At 72.8% G+C, this 24,025-nt stretch carries 21 protein-coding genes; 14 read left to right on the plus strand and 7 right to left on the minus strand.

The window, feature by feature from the left end:
* The first annotated feature begins 131 nt into the window (after positions 1-131).
* Positions 132-1,541 carry a hemolysin family protein gene (locus tag ACH47X_RS20755; protein WP_397406533.1) on the plus strand — a complete coding sequence of 470 codons (1,410 nt, stop codon included), beginning with the start codon at positions 132-134 and terminating at the stop codon, positions 1,539-1,541.
* Complete coding sequence (locus ACH47X_RS20760) at positions 1,538-2,584, plus strand: CNNM domain-containing protein (protein ID WP_397406535.1); 1,047 nt, start codon at positions 1,538-1,540, stop codon at positions 2,582-2,584. Before ACH47X_RS20755 ends, ACH47X_RS20760 begins: the two co-directional genes overlap by 4 nt.
* Before the next feature lie 37 nt (positions 2,585-2,621).
* On the opposite strand, the gene ACH47X_RS20765 is transcribed toward ACH47X_RS20760, so the two are convergent.
* Complete coding sequence (locus ACH47X_RS20765; protein ID WP_397406538.1) at positions 2,622-3,176, minus strand: DJ-1/PfpI/YhbO family deglycase/protease; 555 nt, start codon at positions 3,174-3,176, stop codon at positions 2,622-2,624.
* 133 nt (positions 3,177-3,309) lie between these two features.
* Here ACH47X_RS20765 and lepA point away from each other — a divergent pair, with 133 nt between their 5' ends.
* From lepA to ACH47X_RS20785, 4 genes are all read left to right on the plus strand, one after another.
* A complete protein-coding gene (lepA, locus tag ACH47X_RS20770) occupies positions 3,310-5,175 on the plus strand; it encodes a translation elongation factor 4 (protein WP_397406540.1) in 1,866 nt (621 codons plus the stop codon).
* A complete protein-coding gene (gene hemW, locus ACH47X_RS20775; RefSeq protein ID WP_397406542.1) occupies positions 5,176-6,537 on the plus strand; it encodes a radical SAM family heme chaperone HemW in 1,362 nt (453 codons plus the stop codon).
* 127 nt (positions 6,538-6,664) lie between these two features.
* Positions 6,665-7,594, plus strand: coding sequence for a hypothetical protein (locus tag ACH47X_RS20780; RefSeq protein WP_397406544.1), 930 nt, complete (start codon positions 6,665-6,667; stop codon positions 7,592-7,594).
* A gap of 92 nt (positions 7,595-7,686) precedes the next feature.
* The gene (locus ACH47X_RS20785; protein ID WP_397406546.1) at positions 7,687-8,649 is read left to right on the plus strand and encodes a hypothetical protein; all 963 of its coding nucleotides are present in this window, start codon (positions 7,687-7,689) and stop codon (positions 8,647-8,649) included.
* A gap of 90 nt (positions 8,650-8,739) precedes the next feature.
* Here the strand turns inward: ACH47X_RS20785 and ACH47X_RS20790 are convergent, their stop codons facing one another.
* The 4 genes from ACH47X_RS20790 to ACH47X_RS20805 form a co-directional block, all read right to left on the minus strand.
* Positions 8,740-9,249 carry a DUF4870 domain-containing protein gene (locus ACH47X_RS20790; protein WP_397406548.1) on the minus strand — a complete coding sequence of 170 codons (510 nt, stop codon included), beginning with the start codon at positions 9,247-9,249 and terminating at the stop codon, positions 8,740-8,742.
* Between the two features lie 24 nt (positions 9,250-9,273).
* Complete coding sequence (locus ACH47X_RS20795) at positions 9,274-10,137, minus strand: DUF3097 domain-containing protein (protein ID WP_397406550.1); 864 nt, start codon at positions 10,135-10,137, stop codon at positions 9,274-9,276.
* 67 nt (positions 10,138-10,204) lie between these two features.
* Positions 10,205-13,054: an ATP-binding protein gene (locus tag ACH47X_RS20800; protein WP_397406551.1), complete on the minus strand. Its 2,850-nt coding sequence runs from the start codon at positions 13,052-13,054 to the stop codon at positions 10,205-10,207.
* 89 nt (positions 13,055-13,143) lie between these two features.
* The gene (locus ACH47X_RS20805; RefSeq protein WP_142038200.1) at positions 13,144-13,329 is read right to left on the minus strand and encodes a hypothetical protein; all 186 of its coding nucleotides are present in this window, start codon (positions 13,327-13,329) and stop codon (positions 13,144-13,146) included.
* 390 nt (positions 13,330-13,719) lie between these two features.
* Here ACH47X_RS20805 and hrcA point away from each other — a divergent pair, with 390 nt between their 5' ends.
* Genes hrcA through ACH47X_RS20820 form a run of 3 tightly spaced genes read left to right on the plus strand, consistent with a single transcriptional unit; the run spans position 13,720 to position 16,664 of the window.
* On the plus strand, positions 13,720-14,739 hold the full coding sequence (gene hrcA, locus ACH47X_RS20810; protein ID WP_397406553.1) for a heat-inducible transcriptional repressor HrcA: 1,020 nt from the start codon (positions 13,720-13,722) through the stop codon (positions 14,737-14,739).
* A gap of 28 nt (positions 14,740-14,767) precedes the next feature.
* The gene (gene dnaJ / locus ACH47X_RS20815) at positions 14,768-15,889 is read left to right on the plus strand and encodes a molecular chaperone DnaJ (protein WP_036968361.1); all 1,122 of its coding nucleotides are present in this window, start codon (positions 14,768-14,770) and stop codon (positions 15,887-15,889) included.
* 10 nt (positions 15,890-15,899) lie between these two features.
* Complete coding sequence (locus tag ACH47X_RS20820; protein ID WP_397406555.1) at positions 15,900-16,664, plus strand: 16S rRNA (uracil(1498)-N(3))-methyltransferase; 765 nt, start codon at positions 15,900-15,902, stop codon at positions 16,662-16,664.
* 64 nt (positions 16,665-16,728) lie between these two features.
* Here ACH47X_RS20820 and ACH47X_RS20825 read toward each other — a convergent pair whose 3' ends face one another.
* Positions 16,729-17,559: an OmpA family protein gene (locus ACH47X_RS20825; protein WP_397406557.1), complete on the minus strand. Its 831-nt coding sequence runs from the start codon at positions 17,557-17,559 to the stop codon at positions 16,729-16,731.
* Positions 17,556-19,409, minus strand: a complete 1,854-nt coding sequence (locus tag ACH47X_RS20830) for a helix-hairpin-helix domain-containing protein (RefSeq protein ID WP_397406558.1) — start codon at positions 19,407-19,409, stop codon at positions 17,556-17,558. The genes ACH47X_RS20825 and ACH47X_RS20830 overlap by 4 nt, the downstream gene beginning before the upstream one ends.
* 214 nt (positions 19,410-19,623) lie before the next feature.
* Here ACH47X_RS20830 and ACH47X_RS20835 point away from each other — a divergent pair, with 214 nt between their 5' ends.
* The 5 genes from ACH47X_RS20835 (at position 19,624) to era (ending at position 23,950) form a co-directional block, all read left to right on the plus strand.
* Complete coding sequence (locus tag ACH47X_RS20835) at positions 19,624-19,974, plus strand: histidine triad nucleotide-binding protein (protein WP_121384176.1); 351 nt, start codon at positions 19,624-19,626, stop codon at positions 19,972-19,974.
* Positions 19,975-20,089: 115 nt separating this feature from the next.
* Complete coding sequence (locus tag ACH47X_RS20840; protein WP_033326134.1) at positions 20,090-21,145, plus strand: PhoH family protein; 1,056 nt, start codon at positions 20,090-20,092, stop codon at positions 21,143-21,145.
* Positions 21,142-21,594 (plus strand): rRNA maturation RNase YbeY, encoded by a 453-nt coding sequence (gene ybeY, locus ACH47X_RS20845; RefSeq protein WP_036968347.1) that lies wholly within the window; start codon positions 21,142-21,144, stop codon positions 21,592-21,594. The genes ACH47X_RS20840 and ybeY overlap by 4 nt, the downstream gene beginning before the upstream one ends.
* Positions 21,591-22,985 carry a hemolysin family protein gene (locus tag ACH47X_RS20850; protein WP_397406561.1) on the plus strand — a complete coding sequence of 465 codons (1,395 nt, stop codon included), beginning with the start codon at positions 21,591-21,593 and terminating at the stop codon, positions 22,983-22,985. The genes ybeY and ACH47X_RS20850 overlap by 4 nt, the downstream gene beginning before the upstream one ends.
* On the plus strand, positions 22,982-23,950 hold the full coding sequence (gene era / locus ACH47X_RS20855) for a GTPase Era (protein ID WP_397406563.1): 969 nt from the start codon (positions 22,982-22,984) through the stop codon (positions 23,948-23,950). Before ACH47X_RS20850 ends, era begins: the two co-directional genes overlap by 4 nt.
* Positions 23,951-24,025 lie beyond the last annotated feature (75 nt).

The raw sequence follows: 24,025 nt of genomic DNA on the forward strand, positions 1-24,025 counted from the left end.
CACGGCGCATCCGGCCGGAGACCTCCGGCCCGAGGCAGACCGCACCACCACCAGTGAAGGATCATGGACCCCGACAGTCATAGTCCCGGCCCGAACGCACGTCTCCGCACCACCGAGAGGAGGTGGATGCGTTGACCTGGGTGATCTCCCTCCTGCTGGGGGTCGTGGTGATCCTGGCGATCACCGCCGTGACGGGTTACTTCGTCGCGCAGGAGTTCGCGTACATGGCGGTCGACCGCGCCCGCCTCGCCTCCCGCTCCGAGTCCGGCGACGCCGGCGCGCGGCGCGCGCTCGGTGTGACCCGGCGCACCAGCTTCATGCTGTCCGGCGCACAGCTCGGCATCACCGTCACCGGCCTGCTCGTCGGCTACGTCGCCGAACCGCTCGTCGGTGAGGCGCTCGGCGAGGCCCTGGGCGGCGTCGGCGTGCCGGTCGGCACCGGCGTCGCCATCGGCACCGTCCTCGCCCTCGTCTTCTCGACCCTCGTCCAGATGCTGTTCGGCGAGCTCGTGCCGAAGAACCTGGCGATCGCCCAGCCGGAGCCCGTCGCGCTCTGGCTGGCCCGGTCGACCACGGTGTACCTCGCCGTCTTCGGCTGGCTCATCAAGGTGTTCGACGCCGCGTCCAACGCGCTCCTGCGGCTGCTGCGGATCGAGCCCGTGCACGACGTCGAGCACTCCGCCACGGCCCGCGACCTGGAGCACATCGTCGCGGACTCGCGTGCCAGCGGCGACCTGCCCGGCGACCTGTCCGTGCTGCTGGACCGCATCCTCGACTTCCCGCGGCAGGATGTGGAGCACGCCATGATCCCGCGCGCCCGCGTGGGCGTGGTGCGCGCCGACGACACGCTCGCGCAGGTGCGCGAGCTGATGGCGGCCGGCCACTCCCGGTACCCGGTGGTCGACGACGACGGCGAGGTCACCGGCGTCGTGCACCTGACCGACCTGCTCGCCGCAGGGGCGGAGGCGACGACCGTAGCGGACCTGCTGCGGCCCGCCCTCGTGCTGCCCACCTCGATGACGCTGCCCGACGCGCTGCGCGAGCTGTCGGCGACGCGCAACCAGATGGCGTGCGTCGTGGACGAGTACGGCGGGTTCGCCGGCGTGCTCACCGTCGAGGACCTCGCCGAGGAGCTCGTCGGCGAGATCACCGACGAGCACGACGACGAGATCGACCCCGTGACCGCGGCGTCGGACGGCGTCTGGGTCATGGCCGGTGACGTGCACCTCGACGAGGTCGAGCGCGCCGTCGAGCGCGACCTGCCCGAGGGCGACCACGAGACGATCGCGGGCCTCGCGATCGCCGTGCACGGTTCGCTGCCGGCGGCCGGCGACGTCGTCGACGTGCCGTTGCCCGTCGACCCGGCCACCCTGGTGGCGCCCGAGCCGCCGCCGGCCGAGGTGCTCCGCATCAAGGTGCTCGACGTGGAGCGGCACGTGCCGTCCCACGTCCGGGTCACCGTCGTCGAGGCACCCCCCGAGGAGCAGGCGGAGACTTCCACCGACCACCACACCGGCACCGAGACCGAGGAGGCCCGATGAGCAACCCCTGGGTGGTCCTCGTCGCCACCGTCGTCATCATCGCGCTGAGCGCGTTCTTCGTGGCCGTGGAGTTCGCGCTCCTGGCCGCCAAGCGGCACCGCCTGGAGGACGCCGCACCGACCAGCCGTTCGGCGCGTGCCGCGCTGCGCAGCTCCGGCGAGCTGACCGTGCTCCTGGCCGGCTCACAGCTCGGCATCACCGTCTGCACGCTCGCGCTCGGTGCCATCACCAAGCCGGCCGTGCACCACTGGCTGACCCCGCTGTTCGAGACGTGGGGCGCGCCGTACTGGGCCGCCGACGTCGCGGGCTTCGTGCTGGCGCTGGTCATCGTCACGTTCCTGCACCTGGTGGTGGGAGAGATGGCGCCCAAGTCGTGGGCCATCGCCCACCCCGAGGCCAGCGCGACGATGCTCGCGCTGCCGATGCGGGCGTTCATGGTCGTGACCCGGCCCGTGCTCCTGGCGCTGAACGGCGCCGCGAACTGGTGCCTGCGCCGCGTGGGCGTCGAGCCCGCCGACCAGGTCGCCTCCGGGCAGGGCCCGGACGACCTGCGGCACCTCGTGGAGCACTCGGCAAGCGTGGGCGCGCTCGACGTCGCCTACTCGGACCAGCTCTCGGGCGCTCTCGACCTGCGCCGCCTGACGGTCGAGGACCTGCTGGCCGACCACGCGGCGCCGTCCGCCGTCGGGCACGGTGCCACGGCCGCGCAGGTGCAGGAGGCGTCCCGCGCCTCCGGCCACCTGCGGATCCTGGTGCAGGGCGCCGGCGGGCGCCCGGAGGGCGTGGTGCACGTGCGCGACACGCTCCTGCTGGCCGACGATGCGCCGGTCACCGACGTGACCCGGCCCGTGTTCGAGCTGGCCGCGGACGTGCCGCTGCACACCGCGCTGACCAGCATGCGCGAGACGGGCAACCACCTCGCCGTCGTGCCGCGCTCGGACGCCGACGGGCCGGACGGGCCCGCGGCGGACTTCGGCGTGGTGACCCTCGCCGACGTGCTGCGGCGCCTCCTGCCGCGTACGACGGCGGGTACGCCCGCCTGACACCGCCCGCCTGACGGGACCGGCGCGGTGCCGGGGCTCAGCCCTCGAGCACCGCGTCGATCTCGCGCAGGAACGCCGGCAGGTCGCCGGGCGTCCGGGACGTGATCAGCGGGAAGCCCGCGCCGTCGTCGCGCACGACCGGCTCGTCCACCCAGGTCCCGCCGGCGTTGCGCACGTCGGTGGCCAGGGACGGATAGCTGGTGAGCGTCGCGCCCGAGACGTGCCCGGCCTCCACGACCGCCCACGGGCCGTGGCAGATCGCCGCGACGGGCCGGCCCGAGGACGCGAACTCCGCCACGGCGGCCACCGCCTCCGGCCGCAGCCGCAGGGCGTCGGCGTTGATGGTGCCCCCGGGCACCAGCAGCAGGTCGAACCCTGCGGTGTCCACGGCGTCGATCGTGGTGTCCGGCTGCACGGTGTCGCCGGGTTTCTCGTCGCCCACCAGGGTCCGGATGTCGCCCGGCTGCGCGGCCGCCACGGTCACCACCGCGCCGTGGTCGCGCAGGTGGCGTACGGGTACCAGGAGCTCGTCCTGCTCGACGCCGTAGTTGGTCACGATCGCCAGTACCTGCCGGCTGGTCAGGTGCGTCATGGTTCTGCTCCGTCCATCGGGGTCGCTGCTCCCCGACCGTAGGCACGACCGCGCCCCGCTCGCACGGGACGTGGGAGAATGACGGTTGGCCCCGCCCATCCTGACCATCACCTGACGACGGAGCGAGAACGCTTTGCCCATCCCCGGTCCTGCGCTCACGGCGCGCATCCAGCCGAATGCCACCGCGCCCGAGCTGATCCGCAACTTCTGCATCATCGCGCACATCGACCACGGCAAGTCGACCCTGGCCGACCGCATGCTCCAGCTCACGGGCGTCGTCGACGCGCGCGCCATGCGCGCCCAGTACCTGGACCGGATGGACATCGAGCGCGAGCGCGGCATCACCATCAAGTCGCAGGCCGTCCGCATGCCGTGGGAGCTCGACGGCACGCCGCACGCCCTGAACATGATCGACACGCCCGGCCACGTCGACTTCACCTACGAGGTCTCCCGGTCGCTCGCCGCGTGCGAGGGCGCCGTGCTGCTGGTCGACGCCGCGCAGGGCATCGAGGCGCAGACCCTGGCCAACCTGTACCTGGCCATGGAGAACGAGCTCGAGATCATCCCGGTCCTGAACAAGATCGACCTGCCCGCCGCCCAGCCCGAGAAGTACGCCGAGGAGCTGGCGAACCTCGTGGGTTCCGACCCGGAGGACGTGCTCAAGGTCTCCGGCAAGACGGGCGTGGGCGTCGAGGCCCTGCTCGACCGCATCGTGCAGCGCGTCCCCGCCCCGGTCGGCGACCCGGACGCCCCGGCCCGCGCGATGATCTTCGACTCGGTCTACGACACCTACCGCGGCGTGGTCACGTACGTGCGGGTGGTCGACGGCGACCTGAACCCGCGCGAGAAGATCGCGATGATGTCGACGAAGGCCACGCACGAGCTGCTGGAGATCGGCGTCAGCTCGCCCGAGCCGCACCCGACCAAGGGGCTCGGCGTCGGCGAGGTGGGCTACCTGATCACGGGCGTGAAGGACGTGCGCCAGTCCAAGGTCGGCGACACCGTGACCAACGCCGCCAAGCCCGCGTCCGACGCGCTCGGCGGCTACAGCGACCCCAAGCCGATGGTCTTCTCGGGCCTGTACCCGATCGACGGCTCGGACTACCCGATCCTGCGCGACGCCCTCGACAAGCTCAAGCTCAACGACGCGGCGCTCAACTACGAGCCCGAGACGTCGGTGGCCCTCGGCTTCGGCTTCCGCGTGGGCTTCCTCGGCCTGCTGCACCTCGAGATCGTGCGCGAGCGCCTGGAGCGCGAGTTCAACCTCGACCTCATCTCCACCGCCCCGAACGTCATCTACGACGTGACGATGGAGGACAACACGACGATCGAGGTGACCAACCCGTCGGAGTTCCCCGGGGGCAAGATCAAGGAGGTCCGCGAGCCCGTCGTCAAGGCCACGATCCTCACCCCGAGCGAGTTCGTGGGCGCCGTCATGGAGCTGTCCCAGTCCAAGCGCGGCGACCTCCAGGGCATGGACTACCTGTCCGAGGACCGCGTCGAGATGCGCTACCACCTGCCGCTCGCCGAGATCGTCTTCGACTTCTTCGACCAGCTCAAGTCCAAGACCCGCGGCTACGCGTCACTCGACTACGACACGTCCGGTGACCAGGCGGCCGACCTCGTCAAGGTCGACATCCTGCTCCAGGGCGAGCAGGTCGACGCGTTCAGCGCGATCGTGCACCGGGACAAGGCCTACTCCTACGGCGTCATGATGACGGCCAAGCTCAAGGAGCTCATCCCGCGGCAGCAGTTCGAGGTGCCGATCCAGGCCGCCATCGGTGCGCGCGTGATCGCCCGCGAGACCATTCGCGCCATGCGCAAGGACGTGCTCGCCAAGTGCTACGGCGGTGACATCAGCCGTAAGCGCAAGCTGCTGGAGAAGCAGAAGGAGGGCAAGAAGCGCATGAAGAACATCGGCTCCGTCGAGGTGCCGAAGGACGCGTTCATCGCGGCGCTCTCCTCCGACGCCGCGGCCCCCAAGGAGAAGAAGAAGTAGGTGCCCGCACTTCCCTCCGGCATCCCCGTGCCCGACGACGGCGGGCTGCCGACCTGGGCGCGCCCGTCGGGGCGGGTCGCCGCCGCTGAGCCGTTCGGCGTGTACGTGCACGTCCCGTTCTGCACGGTGCGCTGCGGGTACTGCGACTTCAACACCTACACCGCGTCCGAGCTGGGCGGCGGCGCCAACCAGGCGGCCTACGCGACCACCGCGCTGCGTGAGGTCTCCCTCGCGCGGCGGGTCCTGGCCGACGCCGGGCGGTCGCCCGCCGCGGTGTCGACCGTCTTCTTCGGCGGCGGCACCCCGACGATGCTGCCCGCCGAGGACCTTGCCCGTGTGCTGAGGGGCATCCGGGACGCCTGGGGTCTGGCAGAGGACGCCGAGGTCACCACCGAGGCCAACCCGGACTCCGTGACCCCCGAGTCGCTGCGTGTGCTCGCGGAGGCAGGCTTCACGCGCGTCTCGTTCGGCATGCAGTCCGCGGTGCCGCACGTGCTGGCGACGCTGGAGCGCACCCACGACCCGCTGCGCATTCCGGACGTCGTGCGGTGGGCCAGGGACGCCGGCCTGGACGTGTCCCTGGACCTCATCTACGGCACGCCCGGCGAGTCCCTCGACGACTGGCGCACCAGCGTCGAGGCGGCGCTGGCCACCGGCGTCGACCACGTGTCCGCGTACGCGCTCGTGGTGGAGCCGGGCACCAAGATGGCGGCCCAGGTGCGCCGCGGCGAGGTGACGCTGCCCGACGAGGACGACCAGGCCGCCAAGTACGAGCTCGCCGACGACCTGCTCACCCAGGCCGGGCTGAGCTGGTACGAGGTGTCGAACTGGTCCCGCGCGGGGCACGAGTGCCGGCACAACATCGGGTACTGGCGCGGCGACGACTGGTGGGGCGTGGGTCCGGGCGCCCACAGCTACGTGTCGGCGCCCGCCCCGGCCGCACCCGCCGACGAGACGCCCGCCGGCGAGGCCCCTGCCGACGCGACGCCCGCCGGCGTCCGCTGGTGGAACGTGAAGCATCCTCGCGCCTACGCGACTCGGCTGGAGGCCGGGCACAGCCCCGGCGCGGGGCGCGAGCTGCTCACCCGGGACGAAGCGCACCTGGAGCGGGTCATGCTCGGCGTGCGGCTGCGCCAGGGCCTCGACCTCGGGGTGCTGACGGCACAGGGCCGCACCGCCGTGGCGGGCCTCGTGGCCCGCGGGCTGCTCGACGGCCGGGCCGCGCTCGGGGCCGGCACGGCCGGCGACGGCGCGCTGGGCGCGACCGGCCCGACTGCCGTCGGTGGGGCGCACGCCCGCGCCGTGCTGACGCGCAAGGGCCGCCTGCTGGCCGACGCCGTCGTGCGGGACCTGACCGCTTGATACCAGCCCTTTTCAAGAGCCGGGGTGTCTTTTCGGTTGTTTGCGCGGTAGGTGAGCCCGTCGATATCTTGTGCTGTTCACAACGTTCGGGGGAGGCGGCTCGGACCGCCTGACAAGGGGCACGCGCATGAGCAACACCCACGGAGACCGGAGCCCGCAGGACGGCCAGTCCCCACAGCCGGTGGATCCCTACGGGCCGCGTGATCCTTACGGCCGGCCCGCCAACCCGTACGGCCGGCCCGACTACCAGCCCCCGCAGTACCCGTACGGTGGCTTCCAGCAGCAGCAGCCCGTCCAGCAGCAGCCCGTCCAGCAGCAGCCCGTCCAGCAGGTCCCGGTGTACCCGCCGGTCCGGGAGCCGGCGCCGCGGCCGGACCAGGACCCGCCGACGATCGGCCGCGCCTGGCGCTGGGCGTGGGGCGCGTTCGGCACGAGCTGGGGCACCTGGGTGCTGATGAGCCTCGTGCTCGGCGTCGCGCAGGTCGCCGTCATCCTCCTGGCCAGCCCGTCCACGCTGGAGGGGCTGATGAACGCCACGGACCAGACGGCGGTCGACGCCGCCCAGGCCGCCGGGCAGACGCTGGAGGCCAAGGCGCTGGGCGCGGCGGGGACCGCCGTCAGCTTCCTGCTGCAGGCCCTGCTGTATGCCGGCGCGCTCGCGGCCACCCGCACCCGCCGGGTCAGGTTCCGCGACTTCTTCCTGTTGCGGGGCCTGGGTGGCCTGGTGGGGTACGCCCTGGTCGCCGGGGTGATCGGGTTCGTCAGCACGGCCGTGCCCCTGGTGGGCGGACTGATCCAGGTGGTCTGCACGCTGCTCCTGCTCGCGGTGCCCTTCCTGCTGCTCAAGGGTGAGGGCTTCGGGCGCGCGCTCGCGGGCGGCGTCGGCCTGGTGCTCTCCCATTTCGGCACGGCGCTCGCCGTGTTCGCGATCTTCGCCGGGCTGGCCCTCGCGTCGATCTTCACCTGCGGGCTCGGGCTCGTCGTGGTCGCGCCGGCGATGCTGCTGGTGGGGGCTTATCTCGTCCAACGGTGGACCGGCGAGCCGGTCCAGTCCTGACCGGCTGGTAACAACTCGGCAATTGCGCATGCGGGCATGCGGAGAAAAGGTGAAGGTGGCCTCGGATCACTGAACAGTGAAAAGGGGATCACATGAGCGAGAACACTCCGCAGAACCCGTACGAGCCGAGCGCCGGGGGGCCGACGCCGCCGCAGAACCCGGCCGGCGGTCCCACGCAGCCGCCTGCCGAGCCCACGCCGCCGGCCTACGGCGGTCCCACGCAGCCGCCCTACGGCGAGCCCGCCCAGTCGCCCTACGGTGGTGCGGCGCAGCCGCCCGCCTACGGGGGCGCCGGCCAGCCGCCTGCCTACGGTGGTCCGGCCGGGCCGTACGGCGCGCAGCCGGCTGCGACGTTCGCCGTCGGTGAGGCGCTGGGCTACGGGTGGAAGCGGTTCACCGGCAACTGGCTCTTCTGGGTGCTGTTCGTCCTCCTGTCCTTCGCCGTCGGCGCGATCTTCAACGCCGGCAACTTCGGCGACTACCAGGAGATCAACGAGGCCGCTATGCGCGGCGACATCAGCACCTCTACCGCGACCGGGGTGTCGTTCGGCAGCTCGCTGCTCGGGCTGCTCGGCGGAATCATCAACTCGATCCTCGGGGCCCTCGGGATCAACGCCGCGCTGCGCGAGGCCTCGGGCTACAAGGCGACCTGGGGCACGCTCTTCAAGGTCAACAGCTACCCGATGATCATCCTGACGGCGCTCCTGCTGCTGGTCGCCGGCTTCGTGGGTGCGCTGCTGTGCGGCCTGGGCCTCATCGCCCTGGCGATCTTCGCGCCGTTCACGTACCACAACGTGGTCGACCGGAACCTGAACGCCTGGGACGCGCTGACCGGCTCGTTCCGCCTGGTGGGGCAGAACTTCGGCGCGGTGTTCCTGCTGGAGCTCGCGCTCCTGGGCATCAACATCGTCGGCGCGCTGGTCTGCGGGCTCGGCCTGTTCGTCACGATCCCGCTGTCGCTGCTGGTGCTGGCCTTCGCGTTCCGCCGGATCACCGGCGGCCCGGTCGCGGCCATCGAGGCCGGTCCCGCCCCGGCCGGTCCCGCCGTGGCCTGACGCCGACCCACGTAGGAACGACCATGCACCTGCTGCCAGTCCCGGAATCCGACTGGCAGCAGGTGCATGGTCGTTGCTGTCCTGCGGGCCTTACTTGATGAAGCGGATGTTCACCGGGTAGCGGTACGGGGCACCCTTCCCGTTGGCCACGGCCGCCAGGATCATGAACACGATCGCGGCGATGAACGCCAGGTACACGATCGCGCCGATGCCGAACGTGATCGCCGTGATGATCGCCGCGGCGACCTGCGCGATGGCCAGGGTGATCTGGAAGTTCAGGGACTCCTTGGCCTCCTGCTCCACGAACTGGCTGCGGTCCTTGAGCACGAGCCAGATCACCAGCGGCGGGATGAACGAGAGCAGGAACGGGCCGATCTGGGCGAGGACCGTCCACAGGCGCTCGTCGGACGGCGTGAGCGGCGGCTGGTACTGCTGCCCGTAGGGCTGGCCGGCCTGCGGCGGGCCCTGGTAGGGGGACTGGGCGGGCTGCGGCGTCCCGTAGGCGGGGCCGCCCTGCGGCTGCTGAGGCGCGGGGCCGGGCTGCTGCGGTGCCGGGCCGGGCTGCTGAGGAGTCTGCGGCTCCTGCGGGTTCTCGGACATATGACCAACCGTAGAGGTTGTGCCTTACGCCGAGGTCACGAAATCGATAAGTTCTTCGACCCGGCCCAGCAGGGCCGGGTCCAGGTCACGGAAGTCGCGCACGGAGCCCAGGATCCGCTGCCAGCCGCGGGCGACGTCCGCCTGTGTCTCCGCAGGCCAGCCCAGGGAGCGCAGGATGCCGAGCTTCCACTCGGTGCCGCGGTCGATCACGGGCCAGCGCTCCAGGCCGAGCCGCTGGGCGCGCACGGCCTGCCACACGTCCACGTAGGGGTGGCCCAGCACCAGCACGGTGCCCGTGGGCACGGTCCGGAGCACCTCGTCGGTGAGGCGCTGCTCCTTGGAACCGGGCACCAGGTGGTCCACCAGCACGCCGACCCGGCGCTCGGCGTCGGGCCCGAACTCGGCGAGCCGCTCGGCGAGGTTGTCCACGCCGTCGAGCATCTCGACCACCACGCCCTCGATGCGGAGGTCGTCACCCCAGACCTTCTCGACGAGCTCGGCGTCATGCTTGCCCTCGACCCAGATGCGGCTGCCGCGGGCCACGCGGGCCCGGCCGCCGTGCACCGCGACGGACCCGGAGGCCGTGCGCGTGGGCTGCGCCGGCGCGCGGCTGACGACGGGCGCGGTCAGCTCGACCGGCTTGCCCTCGACCCAGAAACCCGGGCCGAGCGGGAACGTGCGGGTCCGGCCGCGCCGGTCCTCCAGGACCACCACCTGCATGCCGCCGGACTTCTCGACACGGACGATCGCGCCGACCCAGCCGGTCTGCACCTCCTCGACCACGAGCCCCAGCTCGGCGGGCGTGGGCTGCGACGTGGGCCGCCGCCCGCGCTGCGCGCCGGGAAACTCGGGGGAGAGCACATCGGACCCGTACCGTTCGTCGACCACGTCAGGAGCCTAGGTCGGCTTCCTCGCCGAGTGCTGGATCTCCGCCCCGCCGGAGTGTCTCCCGCCGTCAGCGGACGCCGCGGAGCGCCGCCTCGGTGCGGGTGGCCACGCCCAGCTTGCGCAGGATCGCCGAGACGTGGACCGAGACCGTCTTGGCCGAGATGAACAGCCGCTCGGCGATCTGCCCGTTGGTCAGGCCCTCGGCCACCAGGGCCAGCACCTGCCGCTCCCGTGCCGTGAGGGCGTCGGTCCCGCTGCCCGACGCCGGAGTGCCGGCAGCCCCGTCCACGAGCCCCGCGCGGTCGATCAGGCCCTGCGCCTGCCGGACGACCAGTCCCGCCCCGAGCTTCTCCGCCTCCACGACCGCCGCGCCGAGCGCCGCCCGGGCCCCGGCGCGGTCGGCGGCCTCCAGCAGCCGCGCGCCCTCGCGGTACAGCGCGTACGGGCGCAGGTGGACGGGTCCGGGGCCGGGCAGGTCGGCGACGGCGGCCCACGGGCCGGTGCCGAGCTCTGCCTCGAACAGCGCCGACCACAGCGGGAACGTCGGCCAGTGCGCGCACTCGGCAAGGGCCGTCCGGTAGGGAGCGTCGGTCACGTCCTGTCCGGCCGCGCACAGCCGCGTGATCGCCCGCGCGGCGACGGCGAGCTGCTGCAGGTCGTAGGCCGGCATACGCGGGTGGTCCGGGGCGACCACCACCGCCATGCGCTCCAGGGCCTCGGCCGGCTCGTCGCGCAGCAGCGCGAGCTCCGCCAGCGTCACGCTGGTGCGCGACCTGATCTGCTCCTCCAGGCGCCCGAACTGCTCCCAGCTCGTGGCCCTGCGGCGTGCCTCGGCCTGCGCCTGTTCGACGCGCCCCTGCCACATCATGAGCCAGACCCGGCGCTCGCTGAGGTAGACGGAGTACACGCTGTCGTGGATCGGCGGGATCGCCCGCTCGTACCAGGCGGACGCCTCGGCCCAGTCGCCACGCCCGATCTGCGCCTCGGCGAGGTTGCCCTCGATCATGAGCCGGGTCGAGTCGGACGAGCCGTGTCGGCGCGCGGCGCCCATTCCCTCCCGGGCGATCTCCGCCGCCCGGGTCCAGTCGCCCACGACGAGCCGGGCGTCCGACCCGTTGACGTAGTACCGGCTCAGCCCGTGCCAGGCGTCCCCGGCCGCCGCGCGGCCGGCGTCGATCTCCGCGAAGCCGCCGGCGTCGCCGAGCTGGACCCGGCTCACACCCCGTAGGTTCAGCGTGACGGACACGACCTCGGCGTTGCCGGCCGCACGGGCGGCGTCGTGGGCGGCCGTCGCGGCCTCGATCGCCTCGTGGGGCCGGCCGCCGAGCATCGCGCGGCGTGCCCGCAGCATCAGGAGCAGACCGCGCACGTCGTCGTCCCGGCCGGGCTCGACGAGCGCCAGGGCGCGTTCGATGAGCTCGGGCCCCTCGTCCGAGCCGGCGTGGCCCGCGATGAGCGCCGCGTCGGAGAGCATGCCGGCGAGCCCCGCCGGGTCGTCGGCGGGCCACTCGTCGACCGCCTCGTGCGCCACGGCCAGGGCCCGGGTGGTCCGGGTGGCGCCGCGCAGCGACTCGGCGACCGTGCGGAGCAGCTCATGGTGCGGCAAGCCGGCCACGGCCTCGGCGTCGGGCACCTGGTCCCAGAGCTCCATGGCGCGCTCACCCAGGGTGACCGCGGTGGACGACGCCGCGCCGGCGACCGCGGCCCGGTGCCCCTCGACGGCCGCCGCGAGCGCCTTGTCGAGCATCCCGGCGCGCCACCAGTGGTCGGCGATGCGGGACAGCTTCGCCACCGAGTGGGCGCGCCGGACGAGGGCCTGCTCCAGGGCTCGCGCGTAGGCGGCGTGCAGGCGGTGCCGCTCGCCGGGGAGCAGCTCGGCGTACACGGCCTCCTGGACCAGTGCGTGCCGGAAGGCGTACCCGACCTCGGTGACCACCAGCACCTGGGCGTCGACCGCCTCGCGGACGGACTCCTCGGCGTCGGCGGCCGCGTGCGGGGCGCGCCGGCCGGGACCTGTCGAGGGGTCGGCCAGGACGTCGTCGAGCACGTCGTACCAGACGCGCGGGCCGGCGGCGGCGACCACGCGGCACAGCGACCGCGCCTCCTGGCTCAGGTTCCAGTACCGCAGCAGGAGGATGTCGCGCAGGGAGTCGGGCAGGTCGGTGCCCAGGAAGCCGACCAGCTCCTCGACGTAGAAGGGCACGCCCTCGCTGCGGTCCGCCAGGTCGGCGAGCTGCTCGGCGTCGAGGCCGACGTCGAGCAGGTCCTGTGCCATCTCGTGGACCTCGGCCTCGCCCAGGCGCGTCAGCTCGAGGCGGGTCGTGAGCCGGGCGCGGTCGAGCTCGGCGAGGACGACGCGCAGGGGGTGCGCTCGGCCGACGTCGTCGCTGCGGTAGGTGAGCAGCAGGAGCAGGCCCGGCGGCGCGGTGCGGGCGAGCCGGAGGGCGACGGCGCGGGTGACGTCGTCGGACCAGTGCAGGTCCTCGATGACGACGATCACGGGGCGCTCGTGCGCGAGCCCGGCGAGCAGGTCGGTGAGGACCTCGGGGATGCGGTCGGCGCCGGCGTCGGGTGTCGGTGCGACGAGCTGGGGAGCGAGCACGGACAGGGCGCCGGCCGAGGGTCCGGCCGCGGCGACGACGGCTTCGTGGCCCGTCGTCCGGACGACGCCGTTAAGGAGTCCGACCAGGGCCGCGTACGGGAGCGGACCGGAGCCCTCGTCGGCGCACTGCCCGGTGACGACGGTGACGTCGTCGGCGCGCGACACGAGCTCGTCGAGCAGGCGCGTCTTGCCGATCCCGGCCTCGCCCGCGACGACGACGCTGCGGCTGTCTCCCGAGCGGACGGCGGCGAGCGCGGTCTCGAGCGCGCCGAGCTCGAGGGCTCGGCCCACCAGGCGGGCACGGGGGACCGGCATGGGCTCATCGTCCCATGCCGGTCCGTGGTCGTTGTGTCCTTTTCCGTCGGCCTGCTCGCTGCCCGGCACGGTCGCCGTCCCTGCGCGGGTCAGGCGACGCGCGGCCGGACGGCGTCGGCCGCCCTGCCGCGGTCCGCGCGCTCGGCCGTGCGCCGGGCGGCGGCCTGACGGCGGGCGAGGTCCTGCTGCTCGCGGGCCTTGCGGGCGCGCTCGTTGCGGTCGTCCATCTCGCGCTCGCCGCGGCGGTAGTCGGCGTAGTCCGAAAAACCGAACATGGTGGTTCCTCCTGGTGTCACCGTCGGCCCCTCGCCGGCGGTGATTCCAGGTTGGTCTGTGAGGTACGTCGCGCGGATCGGGCGGTCGCCGCATCTTTCGTGGCGGGTCCGTGTCCGGGGCTGGGCACGTCTAAGGCATCGCCCTATGCTCGACCGGTCAGCCCTCGGCGAACGGGTAGGAACCGCAGGTCAGGGGCGGGTTTTCCGCGGTGCGTCCGGGCGGCTCGCGGGGTCGTGGCCGGCCTGCGGCGGGTCGGGGACCCAGCCGCTCGTGCGCGCCGCGTAAGATTGGCACTCGGTTGGTGAGAGTGCTGGACGGCAGTGTCGGAGAACGGGCCGGAACCCGGGTGCACGTCCCGGACGTTCTACCTGGGGACGGAGGTGAGCGCGGTGAGCGAGGAACGCAGACTCGATGTCCTGCGGGCGATCGTGGAGGACTATGTCCGCACGCGTGAGCCCGTCGGTTCGCGCATCCTCACGGAGCGGCACCAGCTCGGGGTCTCCCCGGCCACGGTGCGCAACGACATGGCCGCCCTCGAGGAGGCAGGGCTCATCGCCCAGCCGCACACCTCGGCGGGGCGCATCCCCACCGACAAGGGCTACCGCCTGTTCGTGGACCAGCTCGCCGAGGTGCGCCCGCTGACCGTCCCGCAGAAGCGCGCCATCGAGACCTTCCTGTCCGAGGCGGTCGACCTGGACGACGTCGTGGCACGCGCCGGGCGGCTCATCGCCCAGTTGACGGGCCAGGTCGCCGTGGTGCAGTACCCCTCCCTGCGCCGCTCCGGGCTGCGGCACCTGGAGCTCGTGCCCACGGCCGAGGGCCGGCTCCTGGTGGTCGTCATCACGGACACGGGCCGGGTGGAGCAGCGCTTCCTCGACGTGCCGGTCGACCTCGACGACGGCACGCTGGGCGAGCTGCGTGCCCGGCTCAACGCCGCGACGGCCGGTCGCCGGCTCGCCGACATCGGTGACGCCTTCGCCGACGTCGCGGAGGCCATGCCGCCCGAGCACCGCCCGCTGGCGACCGCCGTGGCCGAGGTGGTCACCACCGCGCTGGGCGAGGAGAGCGAGGAGCGGATCGTGCTGACCGGCCAGGCCAACCTGGCGCGGTCGGGCATGCGGTTCGAGCAGGGGCTGCGGCCCGTCCTGGAGGCCCTGGAGGAGCAGGTCGTCCTGCTCGGCCTTCTCACCGACATGACCGACGACGCCGGGGTGGCGGTGAGCATCGGCCACGAGAACCGGCTGGCGGGACTGGCGGAGACCTCCGTCGTCACCTCCGGCTACGGCTCTTCCGACGGTGACACCGTCGCGATCCTGAGCTCTATCGGCCCCACCCGTATGGACTATCCGGGCACCATCGCCGCGGTGCGCGCCGTCGCGCGCTACCTGTCGCGAGTCCTGCCCAGCTGACTACTCACCTCATCACGAAGAGAGACCTGTGACCGACTACTACGAGATTCTCGGTGTTCCGCGCGACGCCTCGCCCGAGCAGATCAAGAAGGCATACCGCAAGCTGGCCCGTGAGCTGCACCCGGACGTGGCCGGAGACGCCGGTGAGGACCGGTTCAAGGACGTCGCGCGCGCGTACGAGGTGCTCTCCAACCCCGACAAGCGCCAGCAGTACGACATGGGTGTCGACCCGACCTCGCCCGGTGGCGGTGCGGGCGGCGGGTTCGGCGCCGGGTTCGGGTTCCAGGACATCTTCGAGACGTTCTTCGGCGGCGGACAGCCGACCGGACCGGTCCCGCGTGCTCGCCGCGGCAACGACGCGCTCGTGCGCCTCGATCTCGACCTCGCCGAGGCCGTGTTCGGCGCCAAGCGCGAGATCCAGGTCGACACCGCGGTGGTCTGCAACACCTGTGGCGGCGACGGCGCGCGGCCGGGCACCCACGCCCGCACCTGTGACGTCTGCCAGGGCCGCGGCTCGGTGCAGCGGGTCGCCCGCTCGTTCCTCGGCCAGGTCATGACCAACCAGCCCTGCTCCGCGTGCGGCGGTTTCGGCACCGTCATCCCGGAGCCGTGCACCGACTGCTCCGGCGAGGGCCGCGTGCGCTCGCGCCGCACCGTCTCGGTGAACGTGCCCGCGGGCGTCGACACCGGCACGCGCATCAAGCTCTCCGCGCAGGGGGAGGTGGGCCCCGGTGGCGGCCCCGCCGGCGACCTGTACGTCGAGATCCGCGAGCGCGCCCACGACACGTTCGTGCGGCGCGGCGACGAGCTGCACTGCACCCTCCAGGTGCCGATGACGGCGGCCGCCCTCGGCACCGTGCTGGAGCTCGACACCCTGGACGGCCTGCAGGAGATCGACCTGCGCCCCGGCACGCAGCCGGGCCAGGTCATGACCCTCAAGGGCCTCGGCGTCGGTCACCTGCACTCCAACGGGCGCGGCGACCTCAACGTGCACATCGAGGTCCAGGTGCCCACCCACCTGGACGAGGAGCAGACGGCCCTGATGCAGCAGCTCGCGGCCCTGCGCGGCGAGGAGCGGCCCGAGCCGCGGCTCGCCACCGTCCAGGGCGGCGTGTTCTCGCGCCTGCGCGACAAGCTCAGCGGCCGCTGACCCGCCGCCCATGAGCGCGCCAGTTTTTCTCGCCGAGGCGTCGGCCGCCCATCCGCTGTCGGAGTACGCCGCCGGGTCGGTGTACGTGCTCGACGGCGCCGAGGGGCGGCACGCCGGCGTGGTCCAGCGCCGGGGCCCGGGGGAGCGCATCGACGTCGTCGACGGCGCCGGGGTGCGCCTGCGGACCGTCGTCGAGGCGGTGCACGGCGCCGAGGTGCACCTGCGGGTCGAGCACGCCGACGTCGAGCCCGTGCCCGACGTCGTCGTGACGCTCGTCCAGGCCCTCGCCAAGGGCGACCGCGACGAGATGGCGATCGAGGCCGCCACCGAGACCGGGGCGGACGCGATCGTCCCCTGGCAGGCGGAGCGGTCCGTCGTCGTCTGGCGCGGGGACCGGGCCGCCAAGTCGCGGGCCCGCTGGGTCAGCACCGTGCGGGCCGCGACCAAGCAGGCCCGCCGGGCACGCATGCCCGACGTCGACCTGCCGCTGAGCACCAAGCAGCTCGCCGCGCGGACCCGCGAGGTGGTCGCCGCGGGCGGCGCGGTCGCGGTGCTGCACGAGGAGGCCACCGTGGGCCTCGCCGACGTGCCCCTGCCCGAGGCCGGCGCCCTGCTCGTCGTGGTGGGGCCCGAGGGCGGCATCTCCGAGGCGGAGGTCGCCCTGCTGACCGACGCCGGGGCCGTCACGGCGCGCCTGGGGCCGCACGTGCTGCGCACGTCCACGGCGGGGCCGGTGGCGATCGCCCTGCTGAGCGAGCGCCTGGGCCGCTGGTAATCCTGCCTGCCGGTCGAGCGACCGTCGCCGGTTCAGCGACGGTCGCTCGACCGGCGGACGCCGGTCAGTTCGTGACGTCGAACTCGACGCGGCGGTTCTTCTCCAGGTCGTCGAACGTGCGCGGCACCACGAGCGGATCCGACTCGCCGAAGCCCTTCCAGGTCAGGCGGTCGCGCTCGACGCCCTGGTGGACCAGCTCGTCGACGACCTTCTCCGCCCGGCGCTCGCTGAGCTCCTGGTTGTGCTCGTCGGTGCCCACGGAGTCGGTGTGGCCCTCGATCCGCACCTCGACCTCCGGGTGCTCCGCGAGCACCTCGGCGGCCTTGCGCACGACCTTGCGCCCGTGCTCGGTCAGCTCGGCGCTGTCCGTGACGAACGTGATGTTCGGGATCTCGACGAGGTCCTCCTGCGCCTCCTCCCGCTCCTCACGGGTGGGCTCGCGCTTCGGCTCCTCCTCGGCCTCGGTCTCGCCGTCCGACGTCGCCTCGGTCGCCTCGGGCGCGGCGGTCGCCTCGTCCGTCGGCTCGGGGGCTGCCTCGGTCCCGGTCTCCTCCTCGGCGGGTTCGGCGGGTCCCGCGGCCTCGGCCTCGGCGGGCTCGGCCTCGGCCCCGACCAGGCCGTCCGGCCCGTAGGCCGCCGCGGTCCGGACGCCGGTGACGCCGCCCACGACCTCGGCGGCCTCGAGAGCCACCGCGTCGCTCGGCGCGGTCACGTCGGCGTCGCGGCCCGAGAACGCCACGACCGCATCGATCCCCGCGGCGGAGAGGGCCCCCTGCGCGCTCTCCGTCAGCGTGGACTCGATGTGCTCGCGGAACCCGGTGTTCTGCACGCTGGAGATGGCACCCAGCCCCAGGACGACGATGATCACCGGGGGCAGGACGACCTTCAGGTTCATGCCTTCACCTCGGACCCCGTCGGCTCCGCGTCGTCCTCGGCGGCCGCGGCCTTGGCCTCGTCCTCGGCGATCGCCTCGGCCTTGGCGCCGGCGCCCTCGATCTCGTCGACGTCCGTGTAGTCGACGTCCTTGCGGAACTTCGCGTGCCGGTCCTGGCCGCCGATCAGGTAGTCCTGGAACTCCTGCAGGCCGTCCTCGTCCCCGTCGGCCAGGTACTGCGCCTGGTCGGCCCAGCTGCTGGCCGCCGGGGCGAACTTGATGCCGCCCGTGGCGAGCGCCTCCCGGATCTCCGTCTCCGTCGCGGCCGCGATCTTCGCGTACGTGGCGTAGCCGGCGGCCTTCAGCGCCGCCTCGATCTTGGGGCCGATGCCCTCGATGCGCTGCAGGTCCTGCGGCTCGGGCTCCGGCTCCGGGGCGGGCTCGGCGGCCGGCTCCGGAGCTGCTGCGGCCTCGGCCTCGTCCTCGGCCAGGGCAGCGGCCTTGGCCTCGGCGCCCTCGATCTCGTCGACGTCGGTGTAGTCGACGTTCTCGTTGAACTTCGCGCGCCGCTCCTGGCCGCCGATCAGGTAGTCCTGGTACTCGCGCAGGCCGTCCTCGTCGCCGTCCACGAGGTACTGCGCCTGGTCGGCCCAGCTCGTCGCGGCCGGGGCGAACTTGATGCCGCTCGCGGCCAGCGCCGCGCGCAGCTCGTCCTCGCTCGCGCCCGCGACCTTGGCGTAGGTGGTGTAGCCGGCGGCCGTCAGGGCCGTCTCGATCTTCGGGCCGATGCCCTCGATGCGCTGCAGGTCCTGCGGCTCGGGCTCGGGCTCCGGCGTGACCTCGGCCGGCTCGGCCTCGACGGTGCCGGCGGCCTCGGCCTGCTCGGCGGTGGCGGCCGCGGCCTCGTCCGCGGCGATCGCCTCGGCCTTGGCCTCGGCGCCCTCGACCTCGTCGACGTCGGTGTAGTCGACGTTCTCGTTGAACTTCGCGCGCCGCTCCTGGCCGCCCACGAGGTAGTCCTGGTACTCCTCGAAGCCCGCCGTGTCGCCGTCCACGAGGTACTGCGCCTGGTCGGCCCAGCTGCTCGCGGCGGGCGCGAACTTGATGCCCTGGCCGGCGACGGCCTCGCGCAGCTCGTCCTCGCTCGCGCCCGCGATCTTCGCGTACGTGGTGTAGCCGGCGGCGGCCAGCGCGGCGGCGATCTTCGGACCGATGCCCTCGATGCGCCGCAGGTCGTCCGCGGGCTCCGCAGGCTCGGCGGCGGCGGTTCCCGGCTCCACGACCGCCTCGACGGCGGTCACCTCGGCGGCGTCGTCCCCGGCATCGGCCAGCGCGGCCGCCTTGGCGGCGGCCTGCTCCGCGGCCTCGCGCGCGACGGCCTCGGCCTCGGCGACGACGGCGGATCCGTCGGCCCCGTCGTGCTCATCCTCGCCGGTCTGCGCGGCGGTCTCGGCGCCGGTCTTGTCGTCGGCCGTCGTGCCGGCCGCGCTGGTCCCGTCGGCCGCCTTGGCGGCGGCCTGCTCCGCAGCGGCCTCGCCGGCACCGGCGTCGCCCTCGGTCTCGTCGTCCTCGGTGTCGACGGCGTCGACCGCGCCCGTCTGCACCGGCTCGTCCGAGGCGGCGACGGCGGTGGCCGCACCGGCGGCCCCGGCGACGGCCAGCACGCGGACGGGCTCGGCGCCGGCCTCGGCGTCATCCGCCGCGGTGCCGCCCTCGGCGGTGTTCGCGCGGGTCACCGCCTCGCTCTTCTCGGCCGTGTGCTTGCCCTTGCGGCGACCCCAGACGAGCCAGCCGATCCAGATGCCGACCGCGAGGCCGATCAGGGCTGCGATGACGATGAATGCGAGCGATTGGGCGATGAACCAACCCACGCGAACCTCCAGGTGACTGCTGTGTGTGGTGAGTGAGGGCGACCGACGGGACCTGCGAGGGTGACCGCGACGAAAGGGTGTCTCAGTACGCCAATCTCCATCGAACGCCGCAAACTCTCCCACATCCCCTTCACCCGGGCATTTCGAGCAATGTAACGGTATGGAAAAACGTGGCGGAGTCCCGCCCGCGAACGCCCGCCGGTAGCCTGCCGACATGACGAGTACCGACAGCCCTGACTGCCTCTTCTGCAAGATCGTCGCGGGAGACATCCCGGCGGACGTCGTCGCGTCGTCGGACACCGCGATCGCTTTCAGGGACATCGCCCCCAAGGCGCCGGTGCACGTGCTCGTGGTACCGAGGGAGCACTACCCGGACGTGCCCGCCTTCGCGGCGTCGGACCCCGAGGGCCTGGCGGGCGTCGTCGCGCTCGCGGACGGCGTGGCGACCGAGCTCGGCGACGGCCAGTACCGCCTGATCTTCAACACGGGGCCCAAGGCCGGCCAGACGGTCTTCCACGTGCACGCCCACCTGCTCGCCGGCGGCGAGCTGCCCGGGTTCGCCTGAACTTCTTCTCGACCCGGAGCAGGAAAGACCGTGGCGTGGCCCTGGCAGGTCGATAGGATGACCATGTCGTCATCCCTACCGCGTGAAGGAGCGGATCGGCCCGACGGGCCGGCTCATGACAACTTCGTCCAGCACACAGTCACAGACCCGGATCGAGCACAAGATCGTCGTACCGGCCCACATCCCGACGGTCGCGCTCCTCGGGAGCCGGGACTCGGTGCTGCGGGCCGTCGAGGAGGGCTTCCCCGGAGTCGACGTCCTTGCCCGTGGCAACGAGATCGCGGTGAGCGGACCGGCGGGCGACGTCGCCCTGGTCACCCAGCTGCTCGACGAGCTGATCGAGGTCGTCGAGGCGGGCACCCAGCTCACCCCTGAGGTCGTCAAGCGGTCGGTGGCGATGCTGAGCGACGCCTCGGCCTCCCGCCCCGCCGAGGTGCTCACGTTCAACATCCTGTCCAACCGGGGGCGCACCATCCGGCCCAAGACGGTGGGGCAGAAGGCGTACGTGGACGCCATCGACACCAACACCATCACGTTCGGCATCGGGCCGGCCGGTACCGGCAAGACCTACCTCGCCATGGCCAAGGCCGTCCAGGCGCTCCAGGCCAAGCAGGTCAACCGGATCATCCTGACCCGCCCTGCCGTCGAGGCGGGCGAGCGCCTCGGGTTCCTCCCGGGCACTCTGTCCGAGAAGATCGACCCGTACCTGCGCCCGCTGTACGACGCGCTGCACGACATGGTCGACCCCGAGCAGGTGCCCAAGCTCATCGAGGCGGGCACCATCGAGGTGGCGCCACTGGCCTACATGCGCGGCCGGTCGCTCAACGACTCGTTCATCGTGCTCGACGAGGCGCAGAACACCTCGACCGAGCAGATGAAGATGTTCCTGACCCGCCTGGGCTTCGGCTCCAAGATGGTGATCACCGGCGACGCCACGCAGGTCGACCTGCCGGGCGGCACCACCTCCGGGCTGCGCGTCGTGGAGGACATCCTGCTGGGCGTCGACGACGTCGAGTTCTGCCGCCTGACGTCGTCCGACGTCGTGCGGCACCGCCTGGTCAGCGACATCATCGACGCGTACGCGCGGTGGGACGTCGTCGCGGGCGGTCAGCGCCCCGGCCGTCAGCCGCAGGACCACCGTTCGGGAAGCAACAAGAGGCAGCGCCGGTGAGCATCGAGGTCAACAACGAGTCCGGGTTCGAGGTCGACGAGGCGGAGTTCGCCGCGCTCGGCCGCTTCGTCATCGACGCCATGCGGGTGCACCCCCAGTCGGAGCTGTCGATCATCTTCGTCGACACCACCGTCATGACGGACCTGCACGTGCAGTGGATGGACGAGCCCGGACCCACCGACGTCCTCTCGTTCCCCATGGACGAGCTGCGCCCCGGGCGCGACGGCGACGTCACGCCCGCCGGCACCCTCGGCGACATCGTGCTGTGCCCGGAGGTCGCGGTCACCCAGGCCAAGGCCGCCGGCCACTCCACCACCGAGGAGCTGCTGCTCCTGACGACGCACGGCATCCTGCACCTGCTCGGCTACGACCACGCGGAGCCCGAGGAGGAGAAGGAGATGTTCGCGCTGCAGCGCAAGCTCCTCCTGACCTTCCTCGCGACCCGGTGACCGGCGTGATCGTCCTGCTCCTGACCCTGGTCGTGCTGGTCGGTCTCTCGCTGGCGGGCATGCTCTCGGCCGGCGAGGCCGCGCTCCTGCGCGTCACGCGCGCCTCCCTCACGGAGGCGCTCGCGGAGGCCGAGCTGGGGCAGTCGCCCGACCCGGAGCGCGCCGTGCGGATCCGGCGGGCCCAGGCGCTCGTCGTGGACCCGACGGCGATCGTCGCGTCCTTCGCGCTGGTGCGCGTCATGGCCGAGGTCGTCGCGATCGCGGCCGGGACCCTGCTGGTGCAGCAGGCCATCCCGGGCGAGGGCGTGCCCAACGAGCTGCCGGTCATGCTCATCGCGCTGGTCGTGGGCGTCGTGGTCGGCGTCGTCTTCGTCCGGGTCTCGCCGCGTGCGCTCGGCTTCCGCCGTCCCGTCGGGGTGCTGATCGCCCTGGTGGGGCCGCTGACCGCCGTCTCGCGTGCGGTCGCATGGCTCACGCGTCTGTCGGTGCCGCGGCACGACCCGTCGCCGCCGACGGAGGCCGAGCTGCGCGACATCGCGGACCGGGTGGGGGAGTCCAGCGCCTTCGAGGAGTCCGACCGCGAGCTGCTCCGGTCGGTCATCGAGCTCGGCGGCACCATCACGCGCGAGGTCATGGTGCCCCGTACCGACATGGTCACCGTCACGGCCGACACGTCGCTCGACAAGGTGCTGCGGCTGTTCCTGCGCTCCGGGTTCTCGCGGGTACCCGTGGTCGGCGAGTCGGTGGACGACGTCGTCGGCGTCGCCTACCTCAAGGACGTCGTGGCCGCGGTGCACTGGCCCGTCGACGACGGCGGCAGGGGCGGCCGGGAACCCTCCCGGCGCCCGGCCTCCGACGTCGCGCGCGACGCCGTCTTCGTGCCCGAGTCCAAGCCGATCGACGACCTGCTGCGCGAGATGCAGGCCTCGGCCAGCCACATCGCGCTCGTCGTCGACGAGTACGGCGGCGTGGCCGGCCTGGTGACCATCGAGGACCTCCTGGAAGAGGTCGTCGGAGAGCTCACCGACGAGCACGACACGGTGCCCGTCCAGGAGGTCGAGGAGCTCGGCGGCGGGACGTTCCGCGTGCCGGCCCGCCTCCCGGTCGACGAGCTCGGCGACCTGTTCGACCTGCGCCTGGACGACGACGACGTGGACACCGCCGGCGGCCTGCTCGCCAAGGCGCTGGGCAAGGTGCCGCTCGCGGGGGCGTCCGTCGAGGTCGGCGGCGTGCACCTGGAGGCGGAACGGATCGAGGGGCGGCGCAAGCAGCTCTCCACGATCCTCGTGCACCGCACGGAACCGGCAGGCGAGCCGGAGGACAGCAACGGTGGTCTCGACCAGCACGACCACCGTGATCAGAAGCGTGACCAGAAGGAAGTGACCTCATGAGCGATCAGCCCACAGGACAACAGACCGTCGCACACCGGAGCGGGTTCGCCTGTCTGGTGGGCCGCCCCAACGCGGGCAAGTCGACCCTGACGAACGCGCTGGTGGGGCAGAAGGTCGCGATCATGTCGGCACGGCCGCAGACCACGCGGCACACCATCCGCGGCATCGTGCACCGCGAGGACGCCCAGCTCGTGCTGGTCGACACGCCCGGCCTGCACCGCCCGCGCACCCTGCTGGGCGAGCGGCTCAACGACCTGGTGCGGGACACGCTCTCGGAGGTGGACGTCATCGCGTTCTGCCTGCCCGCGGACCAGAAGGTGGGCCCCGGCGACCGGTACATCGCGGCGCAGCTCGCCGAGCTGATGACCGGGCGCCGCGCCGTGCCCGTCGTCGCCGTGGTGACCAAGGCCGACCTGGTGCCCCGTAACGACCTGATGGAGCACCTCATCGCCGTCGAGCAGCTCGCCAAGTCGGTGGACCGCGAGTGGGCCGACATCGTGCCCGTCTCCGCGAAGGACGGCTACCAGGTCGACACCCTGGAGTCCGTGCTCGTCTCGCACCTGCCCGAGGGTCCCGAGCTGTACCCGGACGGCGAGCTGACCGACGAGCCCGAGGCCGTCATGGTGGCCGAGCTGGTCCGCGAGGCCGCGCTGGAGGGCGTGCGCGACGAGCTGCCGCACTCACTCGCGGTGGTCGTCGAGGAGATCGTGGAGCGCGAGGGCTCGGGCGACCCGGAGAAGGGCCGGCCCGCGCTCCTCGACGTGCGCGTGAACCTGTTCGTGGAGCGCGACTCCCAGAAGGCGATCGTCATCGGCCGCGGCGGGTCCCGGCTGCGCACCGTCGGCACCGAGGCGCGCCGCGGCATCGAGAAGCTCCTGGGCCAGCGCGTGTACCTGGACCTGCACGTCAAGGTCGCCAAGGACTGGCAGCGCGACCCGAAGCAGCTGCGGCGGCTGGGCTTCTGACGGCGTCCCCCACGAACTCGGCAGTTTGCACCGCAGACTCGGCAGTTGGCATCGAGATCGGCTCAGGCCTGGACC

It is taken from the genome of Promicromonospora kroppenstedtii, assembly GCF_044389675.1.
Lineage (GTDB): Bacteria > Actinomycetota > Actinomycetes > Actinomycetales > Cellulomonadaceae > Promicromonospora > Promicromonospora kroppenstedtii.